Raw genomic sequence first — 20,562 nt, 5'->3', positions numbered from 1 at the left:
GTTGATCGCCCCTACGTGCTGGTCACTCGACAGGCGGCTCCCAAGTGAGGAAGAAGCCGACGTCTCCGGGCATGCCATCGGGGAAGTTGATGATCATGGCCTTCAGCCCATAACCCTGCGGCCTCGCGACCTCCTCGAAGAGTTCCAAGAGTTCCTTTGCCTTTCCCTGCAGCGTCTTCTGCCATCCGGACAGGTTGTTGTTGATGGCTCGGCCGCTGTCGGAGCAGAACGTCGATGGAAAACTATAGATCAGTGCTTCGTATTTGCCGTCTGCGGCCGCTTTCATGACCAGCCGCTTGATGGTGGCGCGTTCCGTTTCGCCAATCTGCTTGCGGAAAAAATCCTCGACGAATTCCGCGTGTTTCTTCGCTTCACGCGCCTTGATCCTTTCGCTGCGCTCCATCTCGACGAGCTGAAGCTCCAGAGCACGTTTGCGCAGTTCCTCCGCGCTTGTCATGGGATGGGGTGTAGAGGTCTCAGGTGATGTCATCGCAGCCTCCTCCAGAATACACGGCGATGATAGGGCGAGCTTGCAGACTAAGGCAGTAAGATACATGACGGCGCCGGTAGAATACGGTATCCTACGCTGGCATTTCGTAAGCCGTGACTACGTCCATCCTTGGCTAATCATCGGATTCGTTTAGCGTTGGTTAGGGTATTCGGCCGGTCGCCATTGCCGTTACGCGGCGGCGAGACTATCGTTTAAGACAGCGTGCTGCAGGTTGTTCGCAATCGGCGTCTGGGGGAACCGATGACGAGTGCAGGCATAAATAGGATCGCCGCCTCGCAGGAGGAGGTACAGCAGCAGCTTGAGCGCATTCTTTCCAGCCGCGAGTTCCGCCTGCCCGAACGAACGAGGAAGTTCCTCGAATTCGTGGTCACGGAAACGCTGGCGGGCCGTCGCGACTATCTGAAGGCCTTTACCATCGCACAGGCCGTTTTTGGCCGGGACGCGAACTTTGATGCCCAGCAGGATCCCTGCGTTCGTATCGAAGCCGGCCGGCTGAGACGGGAACTGGAACACTATTACCTCACAGCCGGCGGCACCGACCGGATCATCATCACCATCCCGAAGGGCGGCTACGCGCCGGTCTTCGATGTCATCGGCGGCGCTGAACCCGCTGATATCCTGCCGCTCGAGCAGCCCGAACAGCCGGGCGTGTCAGGCGCCGATAACGGACAGATCCATGCGGCAACGGATGCGATCAGCCGGAACCCCGGGGGCTCGCGCCTTTCGCCTCGATATTGGCTGCTTGCGGCAGGCGCGGTGATTATCCTCGCCTCGGCAGCAGCTCTGCTTCGGCAGGTCGAATCGCCGAGTGCAGAGCGCGAGGCGGGACAGGGCGCCAACAACCGTCCCACCATCATCGTCGAGCGTTTTGAAAGCGGCTCCGGCGGGAACCTTGCCTCCGATATCTCTCGCGGCATGACCGACGACATCATCGAGAAGCTGGTGCGCTTCAATGACATCGTTGTCGTCACCGCCATGCCGCGGAATAAGTCCGGCGAAGTTTCGGCAGAGTCGCTCTATGCCCTGCAGGGAAGTGTGCGGCTCGAAGGCAGCATGCTGCGCTCGACGGCAAGGCTCGTGCGGCGGGCGGATGCGGCTGTCATCTGGGCAAGCAATTACGACGCCGATATGACGGTGCAAGGCATCCCGAAAACGCAAGCGAGCCTTGCCGGGGATATCGCGACTGCGGTCGCGCGCCCGTTCGGCGTCATGTTCCAAACCGATACCGCGACCATCGCCGGACGCACGGACGCCTTTTCATGCATTCTCTCCTACTATAGCTACCGCAGCGAAATGACCGTGCAGGCGCATGAGGTGGCGAAATCCTGCCTGCAACGGGCCGTGGAGAAGATGCCGGCCGATTCCAATGTCGTGGCCCTACTTTCGTTGATCCATCTCGACGAGTTCCGCTTTTCATACCAACTTCACACGAAATCGACGGCCGCGACGCTTGGCCTGGCAAAGCAACTTGCCGAGCATGCGGTGCGGCTCGACCCGAAGAATGCACGCGCTCTTCAGGCGCTGATGCTTGCCAATTTTTTCGACAATGATCCGGCTGCGGCCCTCAGCGCCGGCGCCGGCGCCTATGCCAGCAATCCAAACGATACCGAAGTGGCCGGTGAATACGGCCTGCGGCTGTCGATGTCGGGGGAATGGGACAGAGGCTGCACGCTGATTTCAGAAGCGGTCGGCAAGAATGCGGGGCCACGCGGATATTACGAGGTCGGAATGGCGCTCTGCGCCTTCATGCGGGGCGATACACAGGCAGCGGAACTCTGGTCGCGCATGTCGGATCTCAACTACAATCCGATGCATCGCCTCGTATTGCTCTCCATTCTCGGCGCGCTTGGAAAAAAGCAGGAAGCGGAGGAGCAGCTTGATTGGCTCCGGCGCGAGTCACCCGCGTTGATCCCGCACATCAGGCAGGAAGTCACCAGGCGGCTGGCGCGGACCGAGGATCAGCGGCGGTTTCTTGCGGGAATAGAGTCTGCCGGTTTGTCGGTGCAAGATGGTGAGGCGCCGAAGGATTGAGTTGGCGGCCGGGCACTGCTTTGGCCTAATGGTTTCTCGCGACTGCGCCACGCGAAGCCCGTAAGGGCGAAGCGTGGTGGAGCTAAGCGGGATCGAACCGCTGACCTCTTGCATGCCATGCAAGCGCTCTCCCAGCTGAGCTATAGCCCCATCAAGGTGGTCCGGCTCAGGGCCGGTCCTGGGATGCTTCGCAGGGCGTGCCCTGCGGAGTGGCGGCTTATTACTTCCGGTTTTCGGAGATAGCAAGCCTAAAAAATCCGGCCCGGAGAATTTTTTCCTCACCGGGCCGAAATGCAGTCGTCAAACTTCGTCTTCGTCGCCGGTCACGCCGATGATGTCGCTCATGTCGTCATCGTCATCGTCTTCGTCGGGTGTGAGGAAGGTATCGTCGTCGTCATCGCCTTCGATTTCGACATCGTCGTCGCCGATATCGGGGATGTCGTCGCCGGAGGCGGCGTCATCGGCATCCTCAAGCGAAACCAGTTCGACTTCGGTGTTTTCGGTATCGACTTCCGCAACCTCGTCTTCTTCGGCAACGTCGGCGATCGCCGAGGTTTCCTCGAAGAAGGACAGGGGGTAGGACTTGCCGGTATAAGGAGAAACGATCGGATCCCGGTTCAGATCATAAAACTTCTTGCCGGTTTCCGGATCGGTACGCTTGGTTCCAAGTTCCGCTTTCGCCACTATAAGCCTCGTGAGAATGGCCGAATGCAAGATTCGGCAAATGCCGTTCAAGCCGGCGTTCCATCGGAATTTATAAGCCGGTCCCCTTAATCGCTGTGGCTTCCCATGTCAAAGCCAAACTTTATGATCGGAGTGCAAGGTATTTCCGGCATCGGCGGATGACCGGCCGGCGGGTTTATGGTAACGAGCCGCGGCAGCCGCAGAACCGAGCGAAGATCGTCGCCGGAAAGGGCGGCCTTGCGAAGAAAATGCTGCGCCTTTACAAAGGATTACGCCAAGCACGGCCTTCGCGCCGGGGCCTTTGGGCCCGCTGCCCAGGATTGATCGCATGACCACCAAGACTTTCACTATCGCCATCGATGGCCCGGCTGCGGCCGGCAAGGGCACGCTTTCGCGCCGCATCGCCGAGCAATACGGCTTCCATCATCTCGACACCGGCCTGACCTATCGCGCCACGGCCAAAGCGCTGCTCGATGCCGGCCTGCCGCTTGACGATGAGGCGGTGGCGGAAAAGATCGCGCGGGAGGTTGAACTCGCCGGATTGGATCGCGATATACTTTCCAAACATGAGATCGGCGAAGCTGCCTCGAAAATAGCGGTCATGCCGGCGGTGCGCCGGGCCCTGGTCGAAGCGCAGCGGCGATTTGCGACGAAGGCGCCGGGAACCGTGCTCGACGGGCGCGATATCGGCACCGTCGTCTGCCCGGATGCACCTGTAAAGCTCTATGTGACGGCGACGCCGGAGGTCCGCGCCAGACGCCGTTACGACGAGATCCTCGGCAAGGGGGCGACGGCGGATTTCGATGCGATTTTCGAGGACGTCAAGCGGCGCGACGAACGCGATATGGGACGGGCCGACAGCCCTTTGAAACCAGCTGATGATGCGCACTTGCTTGATACGTCGGAAATGAGTATAGAGGCCGCGTTTCAAGCCGCTCAATCGATCATCGATGCGGTCTTGAGCCGAAATGCCTAAATTCAAGCGATTTTGCATGCTCAGACGCATGGATCGCTTTTAATACAGCAGCCTGAAATTCCGTCCAAGCGCCGGATTGCCTTCGTGAAAGAGGGCGGACTGGGTTCAGGCCCGTTCAACGCAAACCAACCGGCGCATACGTGTCCGCTCCGCTATTTGGGACACGCAGGAGATTTTATGTCAGTAGCTACTCCCTCTCGCGAGGATTTCGCGGCCCTTCTCGAAGAGTCCTTTGCCAAGAACGATCTGGCCGAAGGCTATGTCACCAAGGGCATCGTCACGGGCATCGAAAAGGATGTCGCCGTTGTCGACGTCGGCCTGAAGGTCGAAGGCCGCATCGCGCTCAAGGAATTCGGCGCACGCGCCAAGGATGGCCAGCTCAAGGTTGGCGATGAAGTCGAAGTTTACGTTGAGCGCATCGAAAACGCGCTCGGCGAAGCCGTTCTGTCGCGCGAGAAGGCTCGCCGCGAAGAGAGCTGGGTCAAGCTCGAAGCCAAGTTCGAAGCCGGCGAGCGCGTCGAAGGCGTGATCTTCAACCAGGTCAAGGGCGGCTTCACGGTCGACCTCGACGGTGCGATCGCCTTCCTGCCGCGTTCGCAGGTCGATATCCGCCCGATCCGCGACGTCACGCCGCTGATGCATAACCCGCAGCCCTTCGAAATCCTCAAGATGGACAAGCGCCGCGGCAACATCGTGGTATCGCGCCGTACGGTTCTGGAAGAATCCCGTGCCGAGCAGCGTTCTGAAATCGTTCAGAACCTCGAAGAAGGCCAGGTTGTTGACGGCGTCGTCAAGAACATCACCGATTACGGTGCGTTCGTTGACCTCGGCGGCATCGACGGCCTGCTGCACGTCACCGACATGGCATGGCGCCGTGTGAACCATCCGTCGGAAATCCTGAACATCGGCCAGCAGGTCAAGGTTCAGATCATCCGCATCAACCAGGAAACCCACCGTATCTCGCTCGGCATGAAGCAGCTCGAGAGCGATCCTTGGGATGGCATCCAGGCCAAGTATCCGGAAGGCAAGAAGATTTCCGGTACCGTCACGAACATCACCGACTACGGTGCATTCGTCGAGCTGGAGCCGGGCATCGAAGGCCTGATCCACATTTCGGAAATGTCCTGGACCAAGAAGAACGTACACCCGGGCAAGATCCTGTCCACGAGCCAGGAAGTCGAAGTCGTCGTTCTCGAAGTCGATCCGTCCAAGCGCCGTATCTCGCTCGGCCTCAAGCAGACGCTGGAAAACCCGTGGGCAGCATTCGCCCGCAGCCATCCGGCCGGCACTGAAGTCGAAGGCGAAGTCAAGAACAAGACCGAATTCGGCCTGTTCATCGGCCTCGATGGCGATGTCGACGGCATGGTGCACCTCTCCGACCTCGACTGGAACCGTCCGGGCGAACAGGTCATCGAGGAGTTCAACAAGGGTGACGTCGTCAAGGCCGTCGTTCTCGACGTCGATGTCGAGAAGGAACGCATCTCGCTCGGCATCAAGCAGCTCGGCAAGGATGCGGTCGGCGACGCCGCTGCATCGGGCGACCTGCGCAAGAATGCAGTCGTTTCCTGCGAAGTCATCGCGGTCAACGACGGTGGTGTCGAAGTGAAGCTCGTCAACCACGAGGACATCACTTCCTTCATCCGCCGCGCCGACCTCGCCCGCGACCGCGACGAACAGCGCCCCGAGCGCTTCTCGGTCGGCCAGGTCTTCGACGCCCGCGTCACCAACTTCTCCAAGAAGGACCGCAAGATCATGCTGTCCATCAAGGCTCTGGAGATTGCGGAAGAGAAGGAAGCCGTTGCTCAGTTCGGTTCGTCCGACTCGGGCGCTTCGCTCGGCGACATCCTGGGCGCAGCCCTGAAGAACCGCGGCGGCGAATAAGCCTCGCATCCGCCTTTGAATTGAAGAACCCGCCGGAGCGATCCGGCGGGTTCTTCATTTTCAGGTCATTTATTCCCAGCCGACCATGCGCTGATAGAGCGCATAAACCGGGTCGGCGGCCGCGTCCGGCTGATATGGCGTCGGCTCGGAATCGATCATCCTCGGCGTCCGGCGCTCAGGCGCCGCATTGGCTGCTTCGCCAGCGGCCGCGGCATCCCCGCCGCCGGTCTGCGCCTGCTGCTGATCCTCTTGCTGCTGATCTGGCGACCCGCCCTCATGGTGGTGCTGATTCTGGTGGCTGGTTTCATCCGCCTTCCCGTCCGCCGGGACATCCTTGGCGAACTGATAGGGCAGTTGCGTATAGGCAAGTCCCTCCGGCATCCGTGCCGCGAGCGGCACATAGGCAGCATCGGCCGTCTCGGGAAGCGGCATCATCGGCGGTGGCGCGTCGGTCTCTTTCGGCTGGCGGGCAGCCGCAGCCACGATCTCCGTTTCGGTCGGCGATGGGTGCAGCGCCGCGGAGGCGCGCGGGTCGGCTGCTGCGAGCTCAGCCGGCTGCCTGGTCAAGGTCTCAGCCGCATCGCTGATGACGGCATCGTCGAGGATCGTATCGATCTCCATGGCCGCTTCGACGGGACCGTCCTCCAGCACGGCTTCGACGTCCTGCTCGCGGATGATGGTGACGATCATCTCGGAGACCTCTTCGGTCATCGAAGCGACAATTCCTGTCCAGTTCCTCGGAATGACGGGATCGCCCTTTTCCGACACAGTGCGAGGCTGGAGAGCAGACGCCTCCGGCGTTTCCTGCGCCTCGGCCGCTGGGGTTTCGGCCACCAAGGCTGGCGCGGCGTCGATCTCCTGCGGGTAAGGCTCTTCCGGGGCGACCTCCCCTGCCGCTGCCGACGCGGACTGAGCCCGATTTTCAAGCCGCGGCGTTTCCGGATCGGTTACTTCCGCGGCCTCGGCGATTACCGCTTCTTCGGCGGTCGCCAGCGCCGCAGCCTCGATAAAGGCACCGGCCGGCCCCGACAGCTTGTCTGCCGGCTGGCGCATGGCGACAGACGCATGATCCTCATGCAGCTGGATCTCCGGCCGGGCTTCGGTGCGCATCGGCGAAGCGTCATTCTGGCCATAGGAGCGCACGACGGCGCGGGCGGCGAGATCGCGGTCCTTGTAGCGGACGATTTCCAGATAGGCGACGATGCGGGCCGCTTCCGGGCCTGCAGGGTTCTTCAGGGCTGCGGCGATCATCCGAAGCGGCAGGCTGTGGCCTTGCTCCGTCAGTTGGCGCTCGACCTCGTCGATCTTGGCGGCCGGCAGTCGCTGGATGGCATCGGCAAGCCGGGAGGCAAAGGCAAGATTGGTTTCGTCCTCGCCGCGATCCAGCGAGATCGCGCGCCCGGCAGCATCAATGGCATCGAAGAGGGCTTCGATCATGCGCTCGCGTGCGGCAAGGAGCAGGATACTGAGCTTGCCGGCAATGGCGGAATTCAGGTCGGCGGCTTCGACGGCGTTGACGGGCGCGGGCGCAATCACAGAACGGCCGAGGCCGCCGGCGACGATCGCCGCAGTCTGGCCTTGAGACGAAAAGCTTGCATTGGACGCTGCACGAACGGGAGTCAACATGGCATGCTCCTTTCGTAAAGTGACGATGAAAGCAGGCTCTATAAAGGACCGCGCTCATCCGGCCCCTTGCATCCCCGCAGATCCTCCTGTCCGCATGACGCAACAGCGGCGTCATCGAAATGCATAAATATTAACGGGAATTTTAGGAAAGAGGCGTTAACGAATCGCTAACGCCGCGGACATGCCGATCCACGATCTCTGTTTTCATGCGTGCCGCAGGCAATTTACTCAGCTATGGGCGAAGATATCGGCCTCTTCCCAGCCAAGCAGGTCGAGCTTGGCGCGGGTCGGCAGGAATGCGAAGCAGGCCGTCGCATGGTCGAAGCGGCCGTCACGGAGCAGGCGTTCCGTCAGCTTGTCACGCAACGCGTGCAGATAAAGCACATCGGAAGCGGCATATTCGAGCTGGGCCGGAGACAGCGTCTCGGCCGCCCAATCGGAAGATTGCTGCGCCTTGGAAATATCGACATCGAGCATCTCCTTGAGATTGTCCTTGAGGCCGTGGCGATCCGTATAGGTGCGGATCAGGCGCGAGGCGATCTTGGTGCAGAAGACCGGGTTCGTCGTGACCCCGAATGTGTGGAAGAGCACGGCAATATCGAAGCGGCCGTAATGAAAGATCTTCTGATGGGTCGGATCTTCGAGCAGGGCGACGAGATTGGGGGCCTCTTTCTGGCCGGCGGCGATGCGGATGACGTCGGCGGTGCCGTCACCCGGTGAAAGCTGGACGACGCAGAGCCGGTCCCGGCGCGGCACCAGGCCGAGCGTTTCGGTGTCGATGGCAATCGCGCCGGTGTAGCGCGCGGCATCGGCTGCGGAAATATCGCCTTCGTGATAACGTATGGTGGCGGCCATGAGACTGTCTTTCCTTAGGACGCTGTAGCACTTTGAATTGCCGCATAATTTTATCCTTAAATCGATGGCGATTTAAGGAATTATGCAGTGCGCTATAGCGCAAAGCCGCAAAATGCGAAACCGCTTCCTCTGCAGGCGTTTCAGAATGTCGGCGGCGTGTTGATCCAGAGAAGCACGGTTTCGCCATCATGGCGGTTGCGCCAGGAATGGTAGCGGCGGCTTTCGAAGTAAAGTGAATCGCCCGGGCCGAGATCGAAGAACTGATCGCTGTCGAGCACCAGCTCGAGCCGGCCGGACAGGACATGCATGAATTCCTCGCCCTCGTGGCGATAGGCGCCCTCGCTGGCAGCACCCGACGCCAGCACGAAACGATGGCAATCCATCATCCTCGGGCCCTCGGCCAGCAGCTGCACCGCGACTCCAGGCGTCGTTTCCGGCCAGCTGCGCCATTCCCCGGCACGCACCAGCACCGGCACCTCAGCACTTTCTTCGCCGGAGAGGCGTGAGACGGTAGTGCCATAATACTCGGCGAGGTCATGCAGCGTCTTGAAACCGACGCCCTGCGAAGTGCGCTCCAGCGTCGAAAGCGTCGAGGAGGTGACGCCGATATCGCCGGCCACCTGATCCAGCGTCTTGCCGGCGGCGTGGCGCAGGCTGCGCAGCTTGCGGCCGAGGCCGGTGCCCTGGCTTGCCTCGGCGCCATCGGCAGAAGGCTCCTCGCCTTCCAGCGCCTCGCGGATGGCGGCGGGATTGAGACCACGTTCGACCCGATACCAGGAGATGCGCTTCAGCCGCGCCACATCGTCGGCGCTGTATTGCCGATGACCGGTCTGCGAACGGTCGGGAACGACCAGGCCCTGGCTTTCCCAGAGACGCAGCGTCGAGGCCGAAACACCCGCCAGCCTTGCGGCCTCCGCCACCTTGTAGCGTACCGGCCCGTTATCGTTCATCCGCCAATATCCCCGATTCCAATCGCTGCCGAGCATTTATCAAAAAGCGTGATGTTTGAAGCAAAAAATCCCACTTGTTTTCTTGCAGGAAAAATGTAGGAGTTTTATAAATAACTTGCAGAACTTATACAAGATAATTTCAAGCCCTTCAGACAGGAGCGCATCGATGACCGCGACGAGCCTTACGGACCGGAAGAACGCCGCCATTTCACGGGGCGTCGGCATGACGACCCAGATCTATGCCGATCGCGCCGAGAATGCCGAGATCTGGGACAAGGAGGGCCGCCGCTACATCGATTTCGCCGCCGGCATCGCCGTTCTCAACACCGGCCATCGCCATCCCCGGGTGATTGCGGCGGTCAAAGATCAGCTCGACCACTTTACCCATACCTGCCATCAGGTGGTGCCCTATGAGAACTATGTCAGTCTCGCCGAGCGGCTGAATGCGCTGGTGCCGGGTGACTTCGAGAAGAAGACGATCTTCGTCACCACGGGTGCCGAAGCGGTCGAAAATGCCGTCAAGATTGCGCGGGCGGCAACCGGCCGCTCGGCTATCATCGCCTTTGGCGGCGGTTTCCATGGCCGTACCTTCATGGGCATGGCGCTGACCGGCAAGGTGGTGCCCTACAAGGTCGGTTTCGGCGCGATGCCGGGCGATGTCTTCCATATTCCCTTCCCGGTCGAGCTGCACGGCGTCACCGCCGATCAGTCGCTGGCGGCGCTGAGGAAGCTCTTTGCCGCCGATGTCGATCCGCAGCGGGTCGCCGCCATCATTATCGAGCCCGTGCAGGGCGAAGGCGGTTTCTACCCGGCGCCCGCGGCCTTCATGAAAGCGCTGCGCGAACTCTGCGACCAGCACGGCATCCTGCTGATCGCCGACGAGGTGCAGACCGGTTTTGCCCGCACCGGCAAGATGTTCGCGATGGATCATCACGACGTGGCGGCCGACCTGACGACGATGGCAAAGAGCCTTGCCGGCGGCTTTCCGCTCGCCGCCGTCACCGGCCGTGCCGACATCATGGATGCGCCGGGACCGGGCGGGCTCGGCGGCACTTATGGCGGCAATCCAATCGGCATCGCCGCCGCGCATGCCGTCCTCGACGTCATCGCCGACGAGGATCTCTGCAACCGCGCCAACCTGCTCGGCGGCCGGTTGAAACAGCGGCTGGAATCGCTGCGCGAGACGGTGCCTGAGATTGCCGATATCCGTGGGCCGGGCTTCATGAATGCCGTCGAATTCAACGACCGGACGACGGGATTGCCGAGCGCCGAATTCGCCAATCGAGTACGGCTGACAGCGCTCGACAAGGGCCTGATCCTGCTCACCTGCGGCGTCCACGGCAACGTCATCCGCTTCCTTGCACCGATCACCATCCAGGACGAGGTGCTCGGGGAGGCGCTCGACATTCTCGAGGCCTCGATGCTGGAAGTGAGTGCGGCCAAGTGAGGCGACAGGCACCGGATTTCAATGGCTGCCGGCGACCGGCAGCCGCTGCCAAGGAGATATGACATGGCTTTCACCACCGCGCTGACCAGACACGTTCCCTTCTCTTCACCGTTCCTGCGCGCTGCCGGCTATATCAACGGCGTCTGGACATCGGGCGATGCCGCCGGGACTTTCGACGTGCTCAACCCGGCAACCGGCGAGCTGCTTGCCTCGCTGCCCGATATGGGGGCTGCCGAAACGCGGACGGCGATCGATGCGGCCTATGCCGCTCAGCCGGCCTGGGCCGCCCGTCCGGCCAAGGAGCGCAGCGTCATCCTGCGCAAATGGTTCGACCTGATGGTCGCCAATGCCGACGAACTCGCCGCGATCCTGACCGCCGAAATGGGCAAGCCCTTCGCCGAAGCGCGCGGCGAGATCCTTTATGCCGCCGCCTATATCGAATGGTATGCGGAAGAGGCAAAGCGCATCTATGGCGAGACGATCCCCGCGCCGTCCAATGACAAGCGCATGATCGTCATCAAGCAGCCGGTCGGCGTCGTCGGCACGATCACGCCATGGAATTTCCCCGCGGCGATGATTGCCCGCAAGATTGCGCCGGCGCTGGCCGTCGGCTGCACCGTCGTGTCGAAGCCCGCCGAACAGACGCCGCTAACGGCGATCGCCCTTGCCGTGCTTGCCGAACAGGCCGGCATCCCCGCCGGCGTCTTCAACCTCATCGTCGGCGTCGACGGCCCGGCGATCGGCCGCGAGCTCTGCGGCAACGACAAGGTGCGCAAGATCAGCTTCACCGGCTCGACGGAAGTCGGCCGCATCCTGATGCGGCAATGCGCCGATCAGATCAAGAAGGTGAGCCTGGAGCTCGGCGGCAACGCGCCGTTCATTGTCTTTGATGATGCCGATCTCGACGCCGCCGTCGAAGGCGCGATCGCCTCCAAATACCGCAATGCCGGCCAGACCTGCGTTTGCGCCAACCGCCTCTACATCCAGTCGGGCGTTTATGACGCCTTCGCGGCCAAGCTTGCCGCCAAGGTCGCCGCAATGTCGGTCGGCGACGGCTTCCAGCCGGGTGTCGAGATCGGGCCGCTGATCGACGAACAGGGCCTTGCCAAGGTGGAAGACCATGTGGGTGACGCGCTTGCCAAGGGCGCCAAGGTTTTGACCGGCGGCAAACGCGTCGACGGCGCCGGCACTTTCTTTGCGCCGACGGTGCTGACCGGCGTTGCCCGCGGCATGAAGGTGGCGCGCGAGGAAACCTTCGGGCCGGTGGCGCCGCTCTTCCGCTTCGAGACGGCCGAAGATGTCATCGCTCAGGCCAATGACACGGAATTCGGTCTTGCCGCCTATTTCTATGCCGGCGACCTGAAGAAGGTCTGGCGGGTGGCCGAAGCGCTGGAATACGGTATGATCGGCATCAATACCGGCATCATGTCGTCCGAGACGGCGCCTTTCGGCGGCATCAAACAATCCGGCCTCGGCCGCGAGGGCTCACGCCACGGCGCCGACGACTATCTGGAAATGAAATATCTCTGCATCGGCGGCGTCTGATCCGCCGGCCGGAAAAATCGGGCACGCGGCCTCTCGCCGCGTGCCGTCAATAATGCGGCGGGCGGGTGATACCAGGCGCTTCCAGCGACTGTTCCTCGAGCGACAGGAAACGTTCGGTCAGCCGGTCGAGCTTGGTGCGCATCTGCTCGACGATCTTCCATTGCTCGGTCAGCTGATCGGACAGTTCCTCGATCGTCTTTGCCTGATGGGCCAGCATTTCCTCCAGCCGGGTGATGTGGTTCGTCTCGTCGGACATCGATCCTCCTTTGCCGAAACCGGCAGTACAGATGCCTCTCCCAAAGCGGAAATAGGCCGCTTCGTCAATGCTTTCCATGGCTGGTGCGGCCGTGCGCAAAAACCGAACCATCTGGTTACTAAAAGACCTTGCCGCGCCTGATGTTGTGGGGTAGGCCCTTATCCATCAGGGAGGAATACTGATGGATGTAGGAAACGGATTTCTTCATCCGGACCGGCTCTTTCCGGCCGACCCGGCAACGCGGACCATTGCGCGCGACCTCTACGAGACGGTGCGTAATCTTCCGATCGTCAGCCCGCACGGGCATACCGAACCGTCCTGGTTCGCCGACGACAAGCCCTTCGAAGACGCGGCTTCGCTGCTGGTCATTCCCGATCACTATCTCTTCCGCATGCTGCACAGCGTCGGCGTCGCCCTGGACGAGCTCGGCGTTCCCAGGCTCGACGGCAAGCCGGTGGCTGAGGGACGGGCGATCTGGCGGACTTTCGCGAAGCATTACCATCTCTTCCGCGGAACGCCGTCGAGCCTCTGGGTCGACCATGCGATGTCGGCAGTGCTCGGCTGCACCGAGCCGCTGACATCCGACAACGCCGATGCGCTCTATGACCATATCAATGCCCAGCTTGCGCTTCCCGAATTCCGCCCACGGGCGCTGCACCAGCGATTCGGCATCGAAACGATCGCGACGACGGAAGGCGCGCTCGACCCGCTGGCCCATCACCAGAAGATGGCGACCGACGGCTGGATCGGCAAGGTCCGCACCACTTACCGGCCGGACAGCGTCACCGATCCCGACGCCGTCGGCTTCCGCGACAATCTCGTCAAGTTCGGAGAGATTACCGGTGCTGACGTAACACGCTGGGACGGACTGATCGAGGCGCATCGGCGCCGGCGCGCCTATTTCCGCCAGTTCGGCGCCACCGCGACCGATCACGGTGTGCCCACAGCTTTCACCGCCGACCTGCCGCTTGCGGAAAAGCAGGCGCTGCTCGACAAGGCGCTGAGGGGGCCGCTTTCGCGTGAAGAGGCGGAACTTTTCCGCGGCCAGATGATGACCGAGATGGCCGGACTTTCGGCGGAAGACGGCATGGTGATGCAGATCCACGCCGGCTCGCGGCGCAACACCGACAGCGGGCTCTTTGCGACGCGCGGCCCGAATATGGGCGCCGATATCCCGACGCGCACGGACTGGGTCGGTGGCCTCAATGCGCTGCTTTCCAGATATGGCCATGCGCCGGGGCTGCGGGTGCTGCTCTTCACCCTCGACGAGACGACCTATGCGCGCGAGATGGCGCCGATGGTCGGCCATTGGCCCTGCCTGATGATCGGCCCGCCCTGGTGGTTCCACGACAGCCCGCTCGGCATTCGCCGCTATCTCGACCAGGTGGTGGAAACCGCGGGCTTCGCCAATATGGCCGGCTTCAACGACGATACGCGGGCGCTGCTTTCGATCCCGGCGCGGCATGACGTCTGGCGCCGCGAAGTCTGCCGCTTCCTCGCCGGGCTCGCCGCCGAGCACCGGATTTCCAAGAGCGAAGCCGAGATCGTGGCGGGCGAACTCTCCTATGGCAATGCGAAGAAGGCCTACAAGCTGTGAGCGAACGACTGCAGACCCTTTCCGACCTCGCCCCGACGGCGAAGCTTCCCGCCTATGACCGCAGCCGGCTGAAAAGCGGCATCCTGCATCTGGGTCCCGGCGCCTTCTTCCGTGCGCATTTCGCGCCGTTTACCGATGGCGCGCTGGCAGCCGACGGCGGCGACTGGGGCATCGAGGTGGCAAGCCTGCGCACGCCCGATGTCGCCGACAATCTGAGCGCCCAGAACGGGCTCTACACGACGCTGATCCGCGATACGTCGGGCACGACGGCCGAGGTGATCGGCTCGATCCTGAAGGCGCATGTGGCGCCGCGCGATCCGGCCGGCCTGCTGGCGCGGCTCGAAGACCCCGCAATCCGCATCGTCAGCATGACGGTGACGGAAAAGGCCTATGGTTTCGATCCCGCAACCGGCGGCCTCGACCTCAAACATCCCGATATCGTCGCCGACCTCGCCAACCGGCATGCACCGCGCGGCGTCATCGGCTATCTCGTCGAAGGCCTCGCACGCCGCCGGCAGAAGGGGATCGCCCCCTTCACACCGCTCAGCTGCGACAACCTGCCGAGTAACGGCGCTGTTTTGAAACGCCTCGTGCTCGAATTCGCCTCTCGCATCGATACCGATCTGCATGACTGGATCGAAGCGAATGTGCCCTTCCCGTCGACGATGGTCGACCGCATCACGCCGGCAAGCACCGAGGCGACCTATGCCGATGCCGAGCGGCTGACAGGCCGCACGGATATGGCGGCGATCGAGACGGAGCCCTTTACGCAATGGGTCATCGAAGATCATTTCGCCGATGGCCGTCCGGCCTGGGAAAAGGTGCGTGGCGCGCTGATGGTCGAAGACGTCTCGGCCTATGAGAAGATGAAGCTCCGGATGCTGAACGGCGCCCATTCGCTGCTCGCCTATCTCGGATATATCGGCGGCTATGAATTTATCCGCGACGTGATGGACGATGCCGCCCTGGCAGCGCTTGCCTACCGCCACATGCATGCGGCGGCGAGAACGCTCGATCCGGTTCCCGGCATTGATCTCGACGACTATGCCAATGAATTGATAGCACGCTTTGCAAACAAGGCGATTGCGCATCGCACCTATCAGATCGCCATGGACGGCACGCAGAAACTGCCGCAGCGGCTGCTGGAACCGGCATGCGAAGCGCTGGCGCATGGCGACCGGGCGGAGACCTATGCGATCGCCGTTGCGGCTTGGATGCGCTACGCAATCGGCGAGCATGGCAATGGCGATCGTTACGAACTGCGCGATCCCCGTGCCGCGGAGATCGCCGCGCTGATTGCCGATGTCCCGCGCACCGGCCCGGCGATTTCGGCAGCGCTGTTCACCCTGCCCGGCCTCTTCCCCTCGGCTTTGACCGGACATCGGGCCTGGACGCAGGATGTGTCGGACAAGCTGGAGATCCTGATCCAGGATGATCGGCTGCCGTTGTTTTGACCTTCTGCGTAGGAGAGGGCGTGCCGTGTAAGCCCCCCTCTGCCCTGCCGGGCATCTCCCCCACAGGTGGGGAGATTGGCTGGGAGCGCTGACTTCCCCAAACAATTGGCGTCACAGCCCGGTGAAACGATAGACGGATGCGAAGGTTTGGCTACTTGTGATCTCCCCACCTGTGGGGGAGATGCCCGGCAGGGCAGAGGAGGGCGACCACGGCACGCCCTCTCCTCGTCAACTCCGCTCCAGCGCACAGGAATTCGCCCCGTCAACCCTTCACCCGCGCCATATCCGGATCGTAAAGCGGCGCCAGCGTCACCTTGCAGGGGATGCGCTCCCTGGCGACATCGAGTTCATAGGTGCCGGAGAGGATGAAATCCTCCGTCACGCCGTCGGCATTGCGGATGTAGCCGTAGCCGATTGGCTTGCCCAGCGTGTAACCGAAGCCGCCGCTCGATAGCCAGCCGACGCGTTTGCCGTTGCGATAGATGGTTTCGCGGCCGAGCAGCACGGTATCGGGATCGTCGGGAACGAAGCAGGCGAGGCGCTTCTTCACACCCTCCTTAAGCTGGCGCTCAATCGCCTCGCGGCCGCGGAAGGGAATGTTCTTCCTGATCTTCACCGCCCAGCCGAGGCCGGCTTCAACAGGCGTATGGTCGGGGCCGATATCCGAGCCCCAGGCGCGATAGCCCTTTTCCAGGCGGCAGCTTTCGATGGCGCGGTAGCCGGCGTTGATAAGGCCGAACGAGCCGCCTGATGCCATCAGCAGATCATAGACCGTGGTCGCATATTCGATGGGGACATGCAGCTCGTAGCCGAGTTCGCCGACATAGGTGATACGCAAGGCCCGCACCGGGCAGCCTGATATGCCGATGGTTCTGACCTGGCCGAAGGGGAAGGCGGTATTGGAGACGTCGCTGCCGGTCACCTGTTCCAGCACGGCGCGCGCATTCGGTCCCATCAGCGACAGCACAGAATAGGCTGAGGTCACATCGACCAGTTCGGCATGCATCTCCGCCGGAATATTGCGTGCGATCCAGTTGAAATCATGGGTGGCGAAACCGGTGCCGGTGACGATGTAATATTCGTCCTCGGCGATGCGGGCGACGGTCAGATCGCATTCGATACCGCCCTTGTCGTTCAGCATCTGCGTATAGATGAGCGATCCCACAGGCCTTGCGACATCGTTGGCGGCGATCCAGGAGAGCGCTGCCTCGGCGTCCCTGCCCTTCAGCACGAATTTGGCAAATGAGGTCTGGTCGAAGATGACAGCCGCCTCGCGCACCGCCTTGTGTTCACGGCCGACGGCGTCGAACCAGTTCTGCCTGGTATAGCTGTAGACATCCCGCGGCTCCTCGTTGGCGAAGAGATCGGCAAACCAGTTCGGCCGCTCCCAGCCGAGCTTTTCGCCGAAACAGGCCCCCTGCGCCTTCAGCCGGTCATAGAGCGGCGACTTGCGGCAGGGGCGGCCGCTCGAATGCTCCTCGAACGGCCAGGCCATAGTGTAATGCTTGCCATAGGCTTCGAGCGTGCGGGTGCGCACCCCGTCGGTATCGAAATGCGGGCGGCCGAAACGACGGATATCGACCGGCCAGAGATCATAGGGCGGCTCGCCCTTCGTCACCCATTCGGCAAGCGCCATGCCGGCGCCGCCGGCCGAGGCGATGCCGAAGGCGTTGAAACCGGCGCCGACGAAGAAATTCTTCAGTTCCGGCGCCTCGCCGAGAATGAAGTTGCCATCCGGCGTGAAACTTTCCGGGCCGTTCAGCAGCTGTTTGACGCCGACATTCTCCAGCGCCGGAACGCGGCCGAGCGCCTGTTCCATGATCTGCTCGAAATGATCGAAATTGCTGTCGAGCAGCGTGTAGTGGAAACCCTCGGGAATGCCTTTCTCCGCCCAGGCGATGGGGTTCGGCTCATAGCCGCCCATGACGATGCCACCAACCTCCTCCTTGTAGTAGGTCAGGCGATCGGGATCGCGCAGCGTCGGCAGGTTCGAGGGCACGCCGAAGGATTCGGTGATGATATATTGATGCTCGACCGAGACCAGCGGCACGTTGACGCCGAAGCGGGCAGCGAAGGCACGCGTCCACTGGCCGGCGCAGACGACGACCCGCTCGCATTCGATACGGCCTTCGGCGGTCACGACGGCGCGGATTCGTCCCTTGTCGATCTCGAGATCGAGAACTTCGGTATCCTCGAAAATCGAAACGCCGGACAAACGGGCGCCTTTCGCCAGCGCCTGGGTGATGTCGGAGGGGTTGGCCTGGCCGTCTGTGGGAAGGAAGGCGGCGCCGACGAGATCGTCTGTCGTCATCAGCGGCCAGAGATCGAAGGCCTCCTGCGGCGTCAGCAACTGCATTTCGAGGCCGAAGGACTGCGCCGTGGTCGCCTGGCGCTTGACCTCCGTCCAGCGCTCCTCGTTGCAGGCAAGGCGCAGACCGCCATTCATCTTCCAGCCGGTGCCGAGGCCGGTTTCCTCCTCCAGCCGCTTGTAGAGATCGACGGAATAGCCGAGCAGCTGGGTGATGTTGGCGCTGGTGCGCAGTTGGCCGACGAGGCCGGCGGCATGGAAAGTGGTGCCCGAGGTGAGCTTCTTGCGCTCCAGCAGCACGGTATCGGTCCAGCCGAGCTTGCCGAGATGATAGGCTGTCGAGCAGCCGATGATGCCACCGCCGATGACAACGGCTTTCGCCGTCTTCGGTAATTGTCTCGTCATTTATCTTTTCCGTTCAAAGGCTTGGTAGGCGCGCTCGAAACGCGCGAGGTTTTCGGCCGTATAGGCGGCATAGTCGAATTGGATGGTGGAGTGGATTTCCGAAATCATGCTCCAGAGCGTCTCGCGCAGCAGCGAGGCGCATTTCATCGCGGCGTAACGGCGGCTGAGATCATCGGTCAGCGGCCGGTCGAAATAGTTCTCCAGCATCATCTGCTCGGCAGCTTGCGAAAACTCGTTGTTGGAGGCCAATCCGCCGAGATCGAACAGCGGCGTGTTGAAGCCGGCATAGTCCCAGTCGATCAGCCAGAGCCGCTTGCCGTCGTCGAGAAAATTGGCGGCGAGCAGATCGTTGTGGCCGAAGGCGATCTCGAACGGCCCTGCCGCTTGTTCCAGCGCCTCGGCCTTGGCGATCAGCCCCGGCAAAAGCGGCAGATAGGAGCTGCCCGCCTCCTTCAGGCTGGCGGCATAGTCACGGATGACGTGGAAGACCCAGAAGATCATCGCCTGGCCGCGGAAATGCCGGGCGATGTCGTGATGGCAGGCGCGCACCAGGGGAATGATCCGGGCGAGCATATCAGGCGCCCTGATATCCTCCGGGCAAAGCGCCTTCGCCTCGATATAGTCGAGCACCAGAACACCGGGCGAATGGTGGATGACGGCAGGCGATATGCCGGCGGCATGCGCCGCGCGGCTGGCGGCAAGCTCGTTCTGCCTGTTGATGTGGTGGATCGGAATATCGGTTCCGAGCCTCACCACACAACGCGCAACCGCATCGCTGACCAGATAGTTCCGATTGGTGATGCCGCCTGAGATCGGCGCAATTTCGATCGGGCCCTGCCAGATGCCGAGCGCATGAATCCTATCTTCAGGCGTCATGCCAACCCCCTCGCCTTCTCGAAATGATGAGGCAGAGGAGGATCGGCTGTCAAGCAGCGGTTACAGCGCTGCAGCCGGATTAGATGGTCTTGCCCGAGCCATCGAAGACATGACAGCGAACCGGGTCGAAGAAGGTCTTCACATTGGCGCCGCGCTCGACCTTCTGCTGGCCGTCGAGGGCGACGGTCAGGAGCTGGCCATCCGGCGTCGTGGTGTAGAGCATGGTGGCCCCGCCGAGATTTTCGACCAGATCCACGTTGACGGTCGACAGCGTAATGGCACCCTCCGTGAGGGAAAGATGCTCGGGGCGAATGCCGAAGGTGACATCCTGGCCGGCTTCGCCTTTCAGCCGACGTGGCAGGCGGACGGAATTGCCGCAGACATGGATGCTGGTTTCGGTCTCTCCGACCTGCTCGATGCGGGCCTTCAGAAAATTCATCTTCGGGCTGCCGATAAAGCCGGCAACGAAGCGGTTGGCCGGATTGTTGTAAAGATCGAGCGGCGCGCCGACCTGTTCGATACGGCCGGAATTCAATACGACGATCTTGTCAGCCATCGTCATGGCTTCGACCTGGTCATGGGTGACATAGATCATCGTGTTGCCGAGCTGCCGGTGCAGACGAGAAATCTCGACGCGCATCTGCACACGCAGTTCCGCATCGAGATTCGACAGCGGTTCGTCGAACAGGAAGATGCGCGGCTCGCGGACGATGGCCCGGCCGATCGCCACACGCTGGCGCTGGCCGCCGGAGAGCGCCTTCGGCTTGCGCTCCAGGAGCTTTTCGATCTGCAGAATCTCGGCGGCGCGTTTGACCTTCGGCTGGATATCGGCCTTTTTGTAACCCGCCGTCTCCAGGCCGAAAGCGAGGTTTTTGTAAACCGACATATGGGGATAGAGGGCATAGGACTGGAAAACCATGGCGATGCCGCGCTTGGCGGGCGCCACCTCGTTCATGCGCTCATTGTCGAGCAGCAGCCCGCCGCCGGTGATTTCCTCGAGGCCGGCGATCATCCGCAGAAGGGTCGATTTTCCGCAGCCGGAGGGACCGACGAAAACGACGAATTCGCCGGGATCGATCGTCAGGTCGATGCCATGGATCACATCCAGCGAGCCGTAGCGCTTCTCGACCTTCTGAAGAACGACACTGGTTGCCATCTTC

The 20,562-nt window shown here is 62.1% G+C and carries 16 protein-coding genes and 1 tRNA gene; 7 read left to right on the top strand and 10 right to left on the bottom strand.

The genetic code is table 11. From position 1 onward, the window contains the following. Positions 1-22: 22 nt before the first annotated feature. Entirely contained in the window at positions 23-490 is a 468-nt protein-coding gene (locus FHX14_RS05950; RefSeq protein ID WP_003589388.1) for a hypothetical protein, read from the bottom strand. A gap of 261 nt (positions 491-751) precedes the next feature. Here FHX14_RS05950 and FHX14_RS05945 point away from each other — a divergent pair, with 261 nt between their 5' ends. Further along, positions 752-2,542, top strand: a complete 1,791-nt coding sequence (locus tag FHX14_RS05945) for a hypothetical protein (protein ID WP_184376568.1) — start codon at positions 752-754, stop codon at positions 2,540-2,542. 74 nt (positions 2,543-2,616) lie between these two features. On the opposite strand, the gene FHX14_RS05940 is transcribed toward FHX14_RS05945, so the two are convergent. Together FHX14_RS05940 and FHX14_RS05935 are read right to left on the bottom strand one after the other, a co-directional pair. Beyond that, a tRNA-Ala gene (locus FHX14_RS05940) sits at positions 2,617-2,692 on the bottom strand. Positions 2,693-2,842: 150 nt separating this feature from the next. Continuing rightward, entirely contained in the window at positions 2,843-3,226 is a 384-nt protein-coding gene (locus tag FHX14_RS05935) for a TIGR02300 family protein (protein WP_003589408.1), read from the bottom strand. A gap of 328 nt (positions 3,227-3,554) precedes the next feature. On the opposite strand from FHX14_RS05935, the gene cmk reads away from it, so the two are divergent. Both cmk and rpsA read left to right on the top strand, forming a co-directional pair. Further along, complete coding sequence (cmk, locus tag FHX14_RS05930; RefSeq protein ID WP_184376567.1) at positions 3,555-4,202, top strand: (d)CMP kinase; 648 nt, start codon at positions 3,555-3,557, stop codon at positions 4,200-4,202. A 177-nt stretch (positions 4,203-4,379) separates the two neighbouring features. Beyond that, positions 4,380-6,083, top strand: coding sequence for a 30S ribosomal protein S1 (gene rpsA, locus FHX14_RS05925; protein ID WP_003571265.1), 1,704 nt, complete (start codon positions 4,380-4,382; stop codon positions 6,081-6,083). A 69-nt stretch (positions 6,084-6,152) separates the two neighbouring features. Here the strand turns inward: rpsA and FHX14_RS05920 are convergent, their stop codons facing one another. The 3 genes from FHX14_RS05920 to FHX14_RS05910 form a co-directional block, all read right to left on the bottom strand. Beyond that, positions 6,153-7,709, bottom strand: coding sequence for a hypothetical protein (locus tag FHX14_RS05920; protein WP_184376566.1), 1,557 nt, complete (start codon positions 7,707-7,709; stop codon positions 6,153-6,155). A 228-nt stretch (positions 7,710-7,937) separates the two neighbouring features. Then, the gene (locus FHX14_RS05915; protein ID WP_179613384.1) at positions 7,938-8,564 is read right to left on the bottom strand and encodes a ribonuclease D; all 627 of its coding nucleotides are present in this window, start codon (positions 8,562-8,564) and stop codon (positions 7,938-7,940) included. A gap of 140 nt (positions 8,565-8,704) precedes the next feature. Continuing rightward, positions 8,705-9,514 carry a MerR family transcriptional regulator gene (locus FHX14_RS05910; RefSeq protein WP_184376565.1) on the bottom strand — a complete coding sequence of 270 codons (810 nt, stop codon included), beginning with the start codon at positions 9,512-9,514 and terminating at the stop codon, positions 8,705-8,707. A gap of 166 nt (positions 9,515-9,680) precedes the next feature. Here FHX14_RS05910 and FHX14_RS05905 point away from each other — a divergent pair, with 166 nt between their 5' ends. Both FHX14_RS05905 and FHX14_RS05900 read left to right on the top strand, forming a co-directional pair. Continuing rightward, positions 9,681-10,961 carry a 4-aminobutyrate--2-oxoglutarate transaminase gene (locus FHX14_RS05905; protein ID WP_184376564.1) on the top strand — a complete coding sequence of 427 codons (1,281 nt, stop codon included), beginning with the start codon at positions 9,681-9,683 and terminating at the stop codon, positions 10,959-10,961. 63 nt (positions 10,962-11,024) lie between these two features. Continuing rightward, a complete protein-coding gene (locus tag FHX14_RS05900) occupies positions 11,025-12,506 on the top strand; it encodes an NAD-dependent succinate-semialdehyde dehydrogenase (protein ID WP_184376563.1) in 1,482 nt (493 codons plus the stop codon). 46 nt (positions 12,507-12,552) lie between these two features. Here the strand turns inward: FHX14_RS05900 and FHX14_RS05895 are convergent, their stop codons facing one another. Further along, the gene (locus FHX14_RS05895) at positions 12,553-12,762 is read right to left on the bottom strand and encodes a SlyX family protein (protein WP_183694343.1); all 210 of its coding nucleotides are present in this window, start codon (positions 12,760-12,762) and stop codon (positions 12,553-12,555) included. Between the two features lie 181 nt (positions 12,763-12,943). Between FHX14_RS05895 and uxaC the strand changes: the two genes are divergently transcribed. Beyond that, positions 12,944-14,359: a glucuronate isomerase gene (uxaC, locus tag FHX14_RS05890; protein WP_184376562.1), complete on the top strand. Its 1,416-nt coding sequence runs from the start codon at positions 12,944-12,946 to the stop codon at positions 14,357-14,359. Then, complete coding sequence (locus FHX14_RS05885) at positions 14,356-15,813, top strand: mannitol dehydrogenase family protein (protein ID WP_184376561.1); 1,458 nt, start codon at positions 14,356-14,358, stop codon at positions 15,811-15,813. Before uxaC ends, FHX14_RS05885 begins: the two co-directional genes overlap by 4 nt. Before the next feature lie 262 nt (positions 15,814-16,075). On the opposite strand, the gene FHX14_RS05880 is transcribed toward FHX14_RS05885, so the two are convergent. From FHX14_RS05880 to ugpC, 3 genes are all read right to left on the bottom strand, one after another. Continuing rightward, complete coding sequence (locus tag FHX14_RS05880) at positions 16,076-18,526, bottom strand: FAD-dependent oxidoreductase (protein WP_184376560.1); 2,451 nt, start codon at positions 18,524-18,526, stop codon at positions 16,076-16,078. Continuing rightward, entirely contained in the window at positions 18,527-19,402 is an 876-nt protein-coding gene (locus FHX14_RS05875) for a phosphotransferase (protein WP_184376559.1), read from the bottom strand. Positions 19,403-19,481: 79 nt separating this feature from the next. Beyond that, positions 19,482-20,558 (bottom strand): sn-glycerol-3-phosphate ABC transporter ATP-binding protein UgpC, encoded by a 1,077-nt coding sequence (gene ugpC / locus FHX14_RS05870; RefSeq protein WP_012559454.1) that lies wholly within the window; start codon positions 20,556-20,558, stop codon positions 19,482-19,484. Positions 20,559-20,562 lie beyond the last annotated feature (4 nt).

It is taken from the genome of Rhizobium sp. BK619, from assembly GCF_014195245.1.
In the GTDB taxonomy this organism is placed as follows: Bacteria; Pseudomonadota; Alphaproteobacteria; order Rhizobiales; family Rhizobiaceae; genus Rhizobium; species Rhizobium acidisoli.
The sequence above is the reverse complement of the archived record's forward strand: the minus strand, read 5'-3'. Positions and strand labels throughout refer to the sequence as shown.